This window comes from Bradyrhizobium sp. Leo114, assembly GCF_055229415.2.
This window is the reverse complement of the sequence record NZ_JBUYEN020000016.1, coordinates 95,861-108,382: the sequence shown is the minus strand read 5'-3', so window position 1 is coordinate 108,382 and position 12,522 is coordinate 95,861. Positions and strand designations below refer to the sequence as shown.

13 protein-coding genes are annotated in these 12,522 nt (G+C 62.5%); 10 read left to right on the top strand and 3 right to left on the bottom strand.

Features of this window, described 5'->3' with window-relative positions; translation table 11 throughout:
- Positions 1–72 precede the first annotated feature (72 nt).
- The gene (locus ACZIRK_RS20830) at positions 73–720 is read right to left on the bottom strand and encodes an alpha/beta hydrolase (protein WP_028169230.1); all 648 of its coding nucleotides are present in this window, start codon (positions 718–720) and stop codon (positions 73–75) included.
- 342 nt (positions 721–1,062) lie between these two features.
- Here ACZIRK_RS20830 and ACZIRK_RS20825 point away from each other — a divergent pair, with 342 nt between their 5' ends.
- The 10 genes from ACZIRK_RS20825 to ACZIRK_RS20780 all read left to right on the top strand — a co-directional run bounded on the left by ACZIRK_RS20825 (position 1,063) and on the right by ACZIRK_RS20780 (position 9,253).
- A complete protein-coding gene (locus ACZIRK_RS20825; RefSeq protein ID WP_130231840.1) occupies positions 1,063–2,217 on the top strand; it encodes a cysteine desulfurase family protein in 1,155 nt (384 codons plus the stop codon).
- A gap of 93 nt (positions 2,218–2,310) precedes the next feature.
- On the top strand, positions 2,311–3,807 hold the full coding sequence (sufB, locus tag ACZIRK_RS20820) for a Fe-S cluster assembly protein SufB (RefSeq protein ID WP_456641532.1): 1,497 nt from the start codon (positions 2,311–2,313) through the stop codon (positions 3,805–3,807).
- Between the two features lie 4 nt (positions 3,808–3,811).
- A complete protein-coding gene (locus ACZIRK_RS20815; RefSeq protein WP_463328044.1) occupies positions 3,812–4,024 on the top strand; it encodes a hypothetical protein in 213 nt (70 codons plus the stop codon).
- 16 nt (positions 4,025–4,040) lie between these two features.
- Positions 4,041–4,793 carry a Fe-S cluster assembly ATPase SufC gene (gene sufC, locus ACZIRK_RS20810; protein WP_463328043.1) on the top strand — a complete coding sequence of 251 codons (753 nt, stop codon included), beginning with the start codon at positions 4,041–4,043 and terminating at the stop codon, positions 4,791–4,793.
- Between the two features lie 18 nt (positions 4,794–4,811).
- On the top strand, positions 4,812–6,125 hold the full coding sequence (gene sufD, locus ACZIRK_RS20805) for a Fe-S cluster assembly protein SufD (RefSeq protein ID WP_130228019.1): 1,314 nt from the start codon (positions 4,812–4,814) through the stop codon (positions 6,123–6,125).
- Positions 6,122–7,369 carry a cysteine desulfurase gene (locus tag ACZIRK_RS20800; protein WP_463328042.1) on the top strand — a complete coding sequence of 416 codons (1,248 nt, stop codon included), beginning with the start codon at positions 6,122–6,124 and terminating at the stop codon, positions 7,367–7,369. The genes sufD and ACZIRK_RS20800 overlap by 4 nt, the downstream gene beginning before the upstream one ends.
- Positions 7,366–7,740: an SUF system Fe-S cluster assembly protein gene (locus tag ACZIRK_RS20795; RefSeq protein WP_028169354.1), complete on the top strand. Its 375-nt coding sequence runs from the start codon at positions 7,366–7,368 to the stop codon at positions 7,738–7,740. Before ACZIRK_RS20800 ends, ACZIRK_RS20795 begins: the two co-directional genes overlap by 4 nt.
- Before the next feature lie 6 nt (positions 7,741–7,746).
- The gene (locus ACZIRK_RS20790) at positions 7,747–8,160 is read left to right on the top strand and encodes a VOC family protein (protein WP_463328041.1); all 414 of its coding nucleotides are present in this window, start codon (positions 7,747–7,749) and stop codon (positions 8,158–8,160) included.
- Positions 8,161–8,285: 125 nt separating this feature from the next.
- On the top strand, positions 8,286–8,675 hold the full coding sequence (locus tag ACZIRK_RS20785) for a HesB/IscA family protein (RefSeq protein ID WP_130228022.1): 390 nt from the start codon (positions 8,286–8,288) through the stop codon (positions 8,673–8,675).
- A 149-nt stretch (positions 8,676–8,824) separates the two neighbouring features.
- The gene (locus ACZIRK_RS20780) at positions 8,825–9,253 is read left to right on the top strand and encodes a TfoX/Sxy family protein (protein WP_165435390.1); all 429 of its coding nucleotides are present in this window, start codon (positions 8,825–8,827) and stop codon (positions 9,251–9,253) included.
- 182 nt (positions 9,254–9,435) lie between these two features.
- Here the strand turns inward: ACZIRK_RS20780 and ACZIRK_RS20775 are convergent, their stop codons facing one another.
- Together ACZIRK_RS20775 and ACZIRK_RS20770 are read right to left on the bottom strand one after the other, a co-directional pair.
- The gene (locus tag ACZIRK_RS20775) at positions 9,436–10,503 is read right to left on the bottom strand and encodes a GGDEF domain-containing protein (protein ID WP_130228023.1); all 1,068 of its coding nucleotides are present in this window, start codon (positions 10,501–10,503) and stop codon (positions 9,436–9,438) included.
- Between the two features lie 212 nt (positions 10,504–10,715).
- The gene (locus ACZIRK_RS20770; RefSeq protein WP_130228024.1) at positions 10,716–12,131 is read right to left on the bottom strand and encodes a DEAD/DEAH box helicase; all 1,416 of its coding nucleotides are present in this window, start codon (positions 12,129–12,131) and stop codon (positions 10,716–10,718) included.
- Positions 12,132–12,522: the final 391 nt, after the last annotated feature.

Here is a 12,522-nt window from a genome sequence, read left to right as displayed (position 1 = left end):
CATCGCCTTCACGACACGCGGCCCGAGTGATGGGTTTCGCTTCGCTCTACCCATCCTACGAGCCGCACTGCCTTAGCGCACGTTGGCGAGGCGCATGTCGAGATAGCCGGTCACCGTTTCCATCAACGGCTCGAGCTTGCCGTCGAAGAAGTGGTTGGCGCCGGGGATGATCTGCTGATCGATCACGATGCCCTTCTGTGTCTTCAATTTCTCGACCAGCGTGTTGACGTCCTTGGGCGGCACCACGGCGTCCTTGTCGCCATGCACGATCAGCCCGGAGGACGGGCAGGGCGCCAGGAACGAGAAGTCATAGAGATTGGCCGGCGGCGCGATCGAGATGAATCCCTCGACCTCGGGCCGGCGCATCAGGAGCTGCATGCCGATCCAGGCGCCGAACGAAAAGCCCGCGACCCAGCAGGCACGTGCCTCGGGATTGATGCTCTGCGCCCAGTCGAGCGCGGAGGCCGCGTCCGACAATTCGCCGGTGCCGTGGTCGAACGAGCCCTGGCTGCGGCCGACCCCACGGAAGTTGAAACGCAGCACCGAGAAGCCGCGATGCGCAAAGGCATAGTAGCACTGGTAGACGATCTGGTGATTCATCGTGCCGTGAAACTGCGGGTGCGGATGCAGGATCATGGCGATCGGCGCGTTCTTCTGCTTGGCCGGGTGGTAGCGGCCTTCGAGACGGCCCGCCGGGCCGTTGAAAATAACTTCAGGCATCAGTGATCCCTTGAGTGATCCTACGCTTGACCCTTGGTTGGCGCTGAGCAATCAACCGAGTTGTGCTGACTTCATCGGCCCCCGGCAGATAAAGTGGCTGGATTTACCGTGAACGGCGCCGTCAGGCGGCTTCCCGCGAACGAACGACGCCTCGGTTGGTTTTGAGCCCCGCGTTCTAGCATGAGGCGAGGGGCAAAAAGCAAGCATATTGAACAACGCCAAGCGTGTTCAATGCGTTAGCTGGTGATTGCGGGCGGCGCGGCAATCACCAACTGGCCTAGGGATTCGAGCGAAGATTGCAGGCAAGGATTCGTAAGAAATTCTGAGGTATTATAATACTCCATGACGAATCGCGTCTATCTCGACTGGAATGCGACCACGCCGCTTCGCCCCGAGGCGAAGGCGGCGATGGCGGTGGCATGGGAGCTGTGCGGCAATCCGTCCTCGGTGCATGCCGAGGGGCGACAGGCACGTCGGCTGGTCGAGGACGCCAGGAGCGCGATCGCCGCGGCGGTGGGCGCTAAGGCGCAGGACGTGGTGTTTGCCTCAGGCGGCACGGAAGCGAATGTGCTGGCATTGACGCCTGGGGTGCGACGTAGCGGTAGTGCTCCCGTCCAGCGGCTCCTGGTGTCTGCGATCGAGCATGCCTCGGTGCTATCAGGCGGGCGCTTTGCGGCTGAAGCGATCGAGACCGTGGCTGTGACATCGTCAGGCGTGCTGGACCTCGATAACCTCCGTAGCAAGCTGGCCGATGGCCCGCCCGCATTGGTGTCGGTGATGCTGGCCAACAACGAGACCGGCGCGCTGCAGCCGGTCGAAAAGGCGGCCGAGATCGTTCATGCGGCCGGCGGACTGCTCCACGTCGATGCGATCCAGGCCTTCGGGAAAATTCCCTTCGCTCTCGAATCATTGCAGGCGGATCTGGTGACGCTGTCCGCGCACAAAGTCGGCGGCCCCAAGGGCGTCGGGGCCGTGGTCCTGGCGGAGGGAGTGGAGAGGCTCGAACCCCTGTTGCGCGGCGGCGGCCAGGAACTCGGGCGCCGCGCCGGTACCGAGAACGTCGCCGGCATCTCGGCCTTTGGCGCGGCTGCCAAGGCCACGATGGCGGGCCTCGAGACCGACACAGTCCGGCTGCGGGCCCTGAGGGACCGACTTGAGGCTGGCCTGAGAGAAGTAAGTGGTATTATTGTATTCTCGGACGGCGTGCCGAGGCTGCCCAATACCACGCTATTCACCGTTCCAGGTTTGAAGGCGGAAACCGCCGTGATCGGCTTCGATCTCGCCGGAATTGCAGTATCCTCAGGTTCCGCCTGTTCCTCGGGAAAGGTCCAGCCGTCACATGTGCTGGGCGCGATGGGGTTCCGGCCGGACCTCGCCCAGGGAGCAGTGCGACTTAGTCTTGGCTGGTCTACATCCACCACAGACATAGATTTGGCCGTAAAGGCTTGGCTAAAGCTCGCCGATACCTTACTTAGAGTGGGACGAAACACAGCTTGAACGGTTCTAAGCGGGTTTTTCGTCCACTAAGCAACCGTACCACTCTTTAGAACTGATCCACCGCGGTCCTTGAAACCGCGAGCGGAGGATTGAATGCCTGCTGTACAGGAGACGGTCGACCGTGTCCGACGGATCGACGTCGATCAGTATCGATATGGGTTCGAGACGCTGATCGAATCCGAAAAGGCCCCCAAGGGGCTCTCGGAAGATATCGTCCGTTTCATCTCAGAGAAAAAGAACGAGCCGGCCTGGATGCTGGAATGGCGCCTGGAGGCGTATCGCCGCTGGCTGACCATGACCGAGCCGACCTGGGCGCGCGTCAACTATCCCAAGATCGACTACCAGGACCTCTACTATTACGCGGCGCCGAAGCCGAAGAAGACGCTGTCGTCGATCGACGAGATCGATCCGGAGATTCTCAAGACCTACGAGAAGCTCGGCATTCCCTTAAGGGAGGTCGCGATCCTCGAGGGCGTCGAGCCGCCTCCGGGCGGAGAGCCGTCGGAGCAGCGGAAGATCGCTGTCGACGCCGTGTTCGATTCGGTGTCGGTTGCGACCACCTTCCAGAAGGAATTGAAGAAGGCCGGCGTGATCTTCATGCCGATCTCGGAAGCGATCCGCGAGCACCCTGAGCTGGTGCGGAAGTATCTCGGCAGCGTGGTGCCGACGTCGGATAACTTCTTCGCCACCCTGAACTCGGCCGTGTTCTCCGACGGCTCGTTCGTCTATGTGCCGCCGGGCGTGCGCTGTCCGATGGAATTGTCGACCTATTTCCGCATCAACGAGCGCAACACCGGCCAGTTCGAGCGCACGCTGATCATCGCCGACAAGGGCTCGTATGTGAGCTACCTCGAAGGCTGCACCGCGCCGCAGCGCGACGAGAATCAATTGCACGCTGCCGTGGTCGAACTGGTCGCGCTCGATGACGCCGAGATCAAATATTCGACGGTGCAGAACTGGTATCCCGGCAACTCGGAAGGCAAGGGCGGCATCTACAACTTCGTCACCAAGCGTGGCGATTGCCGTGGCGACCACTCGAAGATTTCCTGGACCCAGGTCGAGACCGGCTCCGCCATCACCTGGAAATATCCGAGCTGCATCCTGCGCGGCGACAATTCGCGCGGCGAGTTCTACTCGATCGCGATCTCGAACGGTTACCAGCAGGTCGACAGCGGCACCAAGATGATCCATCTCGGCAAGAACACCTCGAGCCGGATCATCTCCAAGGGCATCGCTGCCGGCAAGTCGCAGAACACCTATCGCGGCCTCGTGACCGCGCACCGCAAAGCCACCGGCGCGCGCAACTACACCGCCTGCGACTCGCTTTTGATCGGCGACAAATGCGGCGCGCACACCGTGCCTTACGTCGAGGCGAAGAACTCGTCGGCGACGTTCGAGCACGAGGCGACGACCTCGAAGATCTCCGAGGATGTCCTGTTCTACTGCGTGCAGCGCGGGCTGAGCCAAGAGGAGGCGGTCGGCCTCGTCGTCAACGGCTTCGTCAAGGACGTGCTGCAGCAGCTCCCGATGGAGTTCGCGGTCGAGGCGCAGAAGCTGATCTCGATCTCCTTGGAGGGCAGCGTCGGATAAGCCAATGATCCAAACCATTCGGAACATCCTCGTTGGCGTTCAGGTTTGGCCATTCGCGATCACTGGGTTCGTGGCGATCGCCGGAGCGTTCATTGCCTTGATTGGCGCTTTTGCGAGCTCGCATGACGTAATGGAATTCGGCAAGGTCGCTGCTGGGTTCGGAGCTATGGGATTTTTTGGCTGGCTCTTTTTTTTGATCGCCTTGCGGTCGGCCTAGGCCAGAAGGAAAGAAAATGACTGCACTACTCGAAGTGAAAGACCTGCAAGTCCGTGTCGAGGATCGCGAAATCCTCCACGGGCTGTCGCTGACTGTTAATCCCGGCGAGGTCCACGCGATCATGGGGCCGAACGGCTCCGGCAAATCGACGCTCTCGCACGTCATCGCCGGCAAGCCCGGCTATGAGGTCACCGGCGGACAAATCCTGTTCCGCGGCGAAGACCTTTTGGAGATGGCGCCGGACGAGCGCGCCGCCAAGGGCGTGTTCCTGGCGTTCCAGTACCCGGTCGAAATCCCCGGCGTCGCCACCATGAACTTCCTGCGCACCGCGCTGAATGCGCAGCGCAAGGCGCGCGGCGAGAGCGAATATTCGACACCGGACTTCCTGAAGAAGGTCCGCGAAGTCTCCAAGTCGCTCAACATTCCGCAGGACATGCTCAAGCGCGGCGTCAATGTCGGCTTCTCCGGCGGAGAAAAGAAGCGCAACGAGATCCTGCAGATGGCGCTGTTCGAGCCGAGCCTCTGCATCCTCGATGAAATGGACTCGGGTCTCGACATCGACGCGCTGAGGATCGCGGCCGACGGTGTCAACGCGCTGCGCTCGCCCGAGCGCGCCATGGTCGTGATCACCCACTACCAGCGGCTGCTCAACTACATCGTGCCGGACTACGTGCACGTGATGGCCAAGGGCTCGGTGGTGAAGACTGGCGGCAAGGAACTGGCGCTGCAGCTGGAAGAATCCGGCTATGCGCAGTTCGAAGACGCCTAAGCCTGAACGGAATTCGTGATGAACGTCGTGTTGGCAAAAACCGATTCTGGGCGCGCAGTGAGCACCAGCTTTGCGCTCGCGCGTGAGCGGTTGCCTGGCTCGGGCAAGGTCGCCGAGCAAAGGCAGCAGGCCTTTGAAGCCTTTGAGCGCGCGGGCCTCCCGCATCGCCGGATCGAGGACTGGAAATACACCGACCTGCGCGTCCTGATGCGCGAAGTGCTGCCGCTGGCGGCTGCACCCGATACGGCGGCGCTGTCGCGCGCGGAAGCCGCGCTCAAGCTGCATGCGATCGAAGGCACGCGGCGGCTGGTGCTGGTCGACGGCGTATTCGCGGCAAAGCTTTCTGATCTCGGCAAGGGCGAAAAGGGCCTTTCCGTCCGCACGCTGCGTGAGGTGCTGGAGGCGGGGGACGGCGAGTTGCTGGCCTCCGATAACTCCAATCCCATGATCGCGCTGAACACGGCGATGGCGACCGACGGCGTCGTGATCGAAATTGCCAACGGCACTGTGCTGGAGCAACCGCTGCACGTGGTCCATGTCGCGAGCACGGGCACGCCGGCTGCGATGTACACCCGTTCGCTGCTCCGCCTGGGCCGCGACGCGAGCGCGACGCTGGTGGAAAGCTTTGTCGCCACCGAAGGTGCAAAGGCGTATCAGACCTACGACTCCCTGATCGTTTCGCTCGGCGACAATGCGCGGCTCGATCATCTCCGTCTGGTTGAGGACGGGTTGGAAGCCTTCAACATTGCTTCCGCCGCGGTGACGCTCGGCGCGCATGCGCAGCTCAACACCTTTGGCATGGTGTCGGGCGCGAGCGTCAGCCGCTATCAGCCGACCATCATCTTTGCAGGCGAGGGCGCGCGGGTCGACACCAACGGTGTCAACCTGATCAAGGGCCGGCAGCATGCCGACACCACGCTGTTCATGGATCACGCGGTGCCGCACTGCGCCAGTCGCGAAGTGTTCCGCGCCGTGATCGACGACCGCGCCCATTCGGTGTTCCAGGGCCGCATCGTCGTCCGTCCGGACGCGCAGAAGACCGATGCCAAGATGATGACGCGGGCGCTCCTGCTCTCCGATGAGGCCGAGGCCGACAACAAGCCTGAGCTCGAGATTTTTGCCGACGACGTCACCTGCGGCCATGGCGCGACCACCGGTGCGCTGGACGAAAGCCTGTTGTTCTATCTGCGCGCGCGCGGCCTTCCCGAGAAGGAAGCGCAGGCGCTCCTGATCCAGGCCTTCGTCGGCGAGGCCATCGAATCGATCGCGAACGACTCGCTGCGAGAGCATGTGATCGCGGCGGCACAGCGCTGGCTGGAGGCACGCGCATGAGCACGCATCCGGCGGTCGCCAACGGCGCCTATGATGTCGCGCGGGTGCGCGAGGATTTTCCGGCGCTGGCGCTGCAGATCTACGGCAAGCCGCTGGTCTATCTCGACAACGCGGCCTCCGCGCAGAAACCGAACGCGGTGCTCGACCGCATGGCCGAAGCCTACAAGACCGAATACGCCAATGTGCATCGCGGCCTGCATTACCTCGCCAATGCCGCGACCGAGGCTTACGAAGGCGCCCGCACCAAAGTGGCGCAGTTCGTCAACGCGCAGCGCAGCGAAGAGATCATCTTCACTCGCAACGTCACCGAGGCGATCAATCTGGTCGCTTCGTCATGGGGCGAGCCCAATATCGGGCAGGGCGATGAGATCGTGCTCTCGATCATGGAGCACCATTCCAACATCGTGCCCTGGCATTTCCTGCGGGAGCGGCATGGCGCCGTCATCAAATGGGCGCCGGTCGACGACGACGGCAATTTCCTGATCGAGGAGTTCGAGAAGCTGCTCTCGCCGCGCACCAAGCTGGTTGCGATCACGCAGATGTCGAATGCGCTCGGCACGCTGGTTCCGGTCAAGGAGGTCGTCAGGATCGCGCACGATCGCGGCGTTCCGGTGCTGGTCGACGGCGCGCAGGGCGCCGTGCATCTGCCGGTCGACGTCCAGGACCTCGACTGCGATTTCTACGCCTTCACCGGCCACAAGGTTTACGGCCCGACCGGCATTGGCGTGCTCTATGCCAAGCATGAGCACCTGGTCGCGATGCGGCCGTATAACGGCGGCGGCGAGATGATCCGCGAGGTCGCAAAGGACTGGGTCACCTATGGCGACCCGCCGCACAAATTCGAGGCCGGAACCCCGCCGATCGTCCAGGCGATCGGGCTGGGCGCTGCGATCGACTACGTCAATTCGATCGGCAAGGAGCGCATCGCCGCCCATGAGCACAGCCTGCTGACCTACGCCCAGGAGCGCCTGCGCGAGATCAATTCGCTGCGGCTGATCGGCACCGCCCGGGAGAAGGGGCCGGTAATCTCTTTCGAGATGAAGGGCGCCCATCCCCACGATGTCGCGACCGTAATCGACCGCCAGGGGATTGCGGTGCGGGCCGGCACCCATTGCGTGATGCCGCTCTTAGACCGGTTCAATGTCACAGCCACATGCCGGGCCTCGTTCGGCATGTATAATACGAGGGAAGAGGTCGACCATCTGGCGCAAGCCTTGATCAAGGCTGGGGAATTGTTCGCATGACCGAGACTGCCGACGACGTCAAAACCGCCCATGTGGAGACAAGCTCCGCCTTGCCGCCGGAAGAGACCGAGCGTCTCAGTCAGGAGATCGTGGCGGCGTTGAAGACGGTGTTCGACCCGGAAATCCCGGCCGACATCTATGAGCTCGGATTGATCTACAAGGTCGATCTCAAGGACGACCGCAGCGTCGACGTCGAGATGACGCTGACCACGCCGAACTGCCCGGCGGCCGGTGAATTGCCCACCATGGTGGAGAACGCGCTGGCCAGCGTTCCCGGCGTAGGCGTCGTCAATGTCAACCTGGTCTGGGAGCCGGCGTGGACGCCGGATCGGATGAGCGACGAGGCCCGCCTCGTGCTCAACATGTGGTGAGGTTCGTTGCCGAAGCTATCCGGTGTCATCGAGACTGCACTCTATGTCGATGACCTCGACCGCGCCCGCGCGTTCTACACCGATGTGCTCGGTCTTGAGCCTCTGACGAGCGACTCGCGGTTTATGGCCTTCGACATAGGAGGCCGGAATGTGCTGCTGCTGTTTCGTCGCGGGGCTACGCTTGAGACGGTCCATCTGCCCGGCGGCACCATTCCGCCGCACGACGGCAGCGGCCCGATCCATGCGGCCTTTGCCATCGCCGCAGATGAATTGCCAGCCTGGGAAAAGCGGCTTGGCGAGCACGATGTCGCGATCGAAGGCAGGACCGATTGGCCGCGCGGCGGCAAGAGCATCTACTTCCGCGATCCGGACAATCATTTGCTGGAACTGGTCACACCGGGAGTATGGGCGATCTACTAGGTGTGTGTCGTTCGGAGAAGTTCTAGCCAATTGCGAACATGAGACCTTCACAGCCGGAATTTCGTTGTTATTTTTGAGATGACAGACTTTGCCGCTCTGCATCGTAGGGAGAGAGAGCCGCTGCAATGGATACCATCGCACCAGTTGCCAAGCCGAAGCCGCGGCCCCGCCCGCAGGTCATGAAGCTGACGGACGCCGCGGCAGCGCGGATCATGGAACTGACCAACCGGGCCGATTCCGAGATCGTCGGCCTTCGCGTCGGCATCAAGAATGGCGGCTGCGCGGGACAGTCCTATACGGTCGAATACGCCCACGAGATCCGGCCGACCGATGAGGTGGTCGAGGACAAGGGCGTGAAGATCCTGGTCGATCCCAAGGCAGTCCTGTTCCTGCTCGGCACCGAGATGGACTACAAGGCCGATAAGATGCAGGCGCAGTTCATCTTCAACAACCCGAACCAGGTTTCCGCCTGCGGCTGCGGCGAGTCGGTTCAGCTGACACCGGCGAAGGTGTAGACCGCTCGCCAAGCACACGGGACCTCATCCGAGGAGGCCGCGCAGCGGCCGTCTCGAAGGATGGCCGCGGGTGAGATCGGGGCCTCATGGTTCGAGACGGCGCTGCGCGCCTCCTCACCATGAGGGGTGAGAGCGGGGCTGGGGCCATGATGGACCGCGAATTCCTGATCGACCTGTTTGCCGATTTCGGCCCGGTCACCATCCGCCGCATGTTCTCCGGCTACGGCATCTCTGCCGACGGCACCAACTTCGCGTTATCGCTGCGTGCTGGGCTCTATTTCCGCGCCGACGAAGAGACCATTCCGCGGTTTGAAGCGGAAGGCTCGAAGCCGTTCCAATATCAAACGAGCACCCGGACCGTCACGGTGAACTCCTACTGGCAGTTGCCGGCGCGGCTGTTCGACGATTCGGAAGAGCTGGCGCAATGGGCAAGGGCCGCGCTCGCCGCCGCGCAACGCGCCGCATTGCGCAAGCGGCCGAAAGCAAGGAAGGCGGCGAAGAAGGCCTCGGCAAAGAAAGCCAAGAAGACGCCAAATCGTAGGGTGAGCAAAGCGAAGCGTGCCCACCGTTCCAGATAGCGCGTGCGATGGTGGGCACGGCGCAAGTGCGCCTTTACGCACCCTACGAAGCTACAGCCCGTCATTGCGAGGAGCGCAGCGACAAAGCAATCCATGCCTCCACAAGCGGTGAGATGCATTGCTTCGCTTGCGCTCGCAATGACGGGGGAGAGAGCGTGACAGAACGTTCGCCTACGAAATCATCACGCAACGCGGCTGCGGATTTCGGCGGTGTATTCGGGGTCGACTTCGCAGACCACGCGGTTGCGGCCGGCGCGCTTGGCGGCATAGAGGCAGGCATCGGCGCGCTCGATCAGCGCATCCGTGTCGTCGCCCGGCTTCAGCAGGGAGACGCCGACCGAGATGGTGACGCGGCCAAGGATCTCGCCGGTGGATTTCTTCTTCAATTCCTTCGCCATCACGGCGCGGCGGATATGGTCGGCCACCGTCAGCGCCTGGCGCAGGCTGGTGTTGGGCAGCACAACCGCGAATTCCTCGCCACCGTAGCGCGCGGTGATATCCTGGCCCTTGATGGTCTGCTTCAAGGACATGCCGACCAGCCGCAGCACCTGATCGCCGGTGAGATGGCCGTAGGAATCGTTGAACGATTTGAAATGGTCGATGTCGAACATCAGGAGCGACAGCGGCTGGTCATTGGCGATCGCGGTCTGCACGGCCATCTCGATCGAGCGGTCGAAATATTTGCGGTTGCCAAGCCCGGTCAGCGGATCGGTCAGGCTCTCGGCGCGGATCGCCTCCAGGCTGTGCTGGAGATTGCTGATCTCGGTCTTTGACAGCGCCAGGCGATTCTCGAGTGCCTTGTTGGTTTCGCGCATCTCATGCGTCGACTTCACAAGCTGCTCGATGATCGGCTTGAGCTGGTCGCGATTCTTCACGCTCGCGAGCCTTTCGCTGGCGCCGCTCAGGCTTGCATCGTAGCTCGCGGACATGCCGAGCGCGTCCGAGATCAGCGTTACGACATCGTCGATCTCGCCGATGACGCGCGCGCCGACCTTGTCGATGCGATCAGATGTCTTGATGTGAGAGAGATAGGTCTCGTAGATCTGCTCGAGATCGGCTTCGCTCAGCTTGCCGTTGCGCGCCAGAGTCTCGTTGATGATCTTGTTGAGGGGAGCATTGTATCCGGTCGCGTAGACATACCAGATTTCGTAGTTGCGGGGGACGGCGGGCTGACGAAGCGACCTGATCTGCCCAAGCGCAACCTCGGCAAAAGCCATCGTGCGTTCGTGTTCGTCCAGCAGCTTGACCACTGACTAAGTCCCCAATACCGAGCCGCGCCGCTCAGCCGCAATGAATAAAAGTATCGTTGCCACGCTAATGGAGGATAATGAACGCCCCGTAAATAGGGGAATCGCACGCCGCGCGCCGACGATTCTGATGGAAGAATCGGCGGCACGAAAAAAACGAACCAAGCCAAGAGATTAGGGCGTCGGCCTGATCCGGGCCGACGCTGCGCAAAGCGCTAGACGCGGGCCCGCACGGGGCGCAGCAGAAACGCGGGGAGATGCGAGTGATCGGCTGGTTCTGAGTCGACGTCGCGCTGTGTGCGTCGCGGCTCCGGGCGGCCGATCGAAGGCACGCGCGGGCTGGTGGCGGCCGGCGGCTGCGAATTGGCATTGCGGCTATCGCGGCCGTGACCAACTCGCGGCTCACGTTCGCGCCGCGAGTTGCGGCCGCTGCGCTCGCGCGACCCGTCGCGCCGCCGCGCCTCGCGCGGCTGCTCGTCGGTCTCGTTCTCATCCGATTGAACCGAGAAGTCGCCTTCAGCGCGCGGGATCGGCTGGCCGATCAGCTTCTCGATTGCAGCGACCGACTTGGTGTCGAGCGGCGTGACGATCGAGATTGCGGTACCGGTGCGGCCCGCGCGGCCGGTGCGGCCGATGCGGTGAACGTAATCGTCGGGGTGATGGGGGACATCGAAGTTGAAGACGTGGCTGACCGCGGGAATGTCGAGGCCACGCGCCGCGACGTCGGAAGCGACCAGCAGCGGCAGCTCGCCCTTGCGGAACTGATCGAGCGCGGCCGTACGGGCGGACTGGTCCATGTCGCCGTGCAGTGCGCCGACACTGAAGCCGTGCTTCTGCAGCGACTTGTGAAGAACGGCGACTTCGCGCTTGCGATTGCAGAAGATAATCGCGTTGTTGAGATCTTTGGCCCCGCGCAGCAGGCGGCGGAGGATTTCACGCTTCTGGTGCGGCTCGCGTCCGGAGGGCACCTGCGATTGCGTGACGGTGACAGCGGTAGTGGCGGGCTTGGAGACTTCGACCTTCACGGGGTTGTGGAGGAAAGCCTCGGTGATGCGCCGGATTTCCGGCGGCATGGTGGCGGTGAAGAACAGCGTCTGACGGGTGAAGGGCACCAGTTTGCAGATGCGCTCGATATCGGGGATGAAGCCCATGTCCAGCATGCGGTCCGCTTCATCGATCACGAGCAGCTCGACGCCGGTGAGCAATAGTCCGCCGCGCTCGGTATGGTCGAGCAACCGGCCGGGGGTCGCGATCAGGACGTCGACGCCACGGGTCAATTTGCTGTCCTGGTCGCCGAACGAGACGCCGCCGATCAGGAGCGCCACGTTGAGTTTCTGTCCGGCCCCATAGCGGTCGAAGTTTTCCTTCACCTGGGCGGCGAGCTCGCGTGTCGGCTCGAGGATCAGGGTCCGTGGCATTCGTGCCCGGGCCCGGCCTTTCTCGAGGATGGTGAGCATCGGAAGCACGAAGGCGGCGGTCTTGCCGGTGCCGGTCTGGGCGATGCCGAGGACATCGCGGCGGGCGAGAACGTGGGGAATCGCCTGTTCCTGGATGGGCGTGGGATTGGTGTATCCGGTGGCCGCTACGGCGGCCAAGACCTTGTCGGAAAGGCCGAGATTGGAAAAAGACATTGAGCCTCTTGTCGACACCGCCGTTCGGAATCGAGGGTAAAAAGGCTGGTCGCGTTTCGCCCCGAAACGGCGTTGCTTCTCAAAAAAGCTCGGGGGCTCTGACTGACGCTGACAGGCGGCAAACTCAGGGAATCGCGTTTCGATCCAAGGCCGCGTTGTCCGGAACATAGGTTCGAAATCGCCAAAGTCAATCTGGGAACTGCCCAAATGCTCGAAAAAGCTTAATGTTTTCGCACAAATAAGGGGCGAGCTGTCATTTGGCCGTCAAATGGCGGGGCGGTACTGGCCGAACGCGAAAGCTCGTACACTGAACCCGTTGGGGCGGTGTACCGACTATGGCATCGACGGTCGCGCGTTACGGGGCGCTTGGTGAGACGGGGCAGAGAATGGC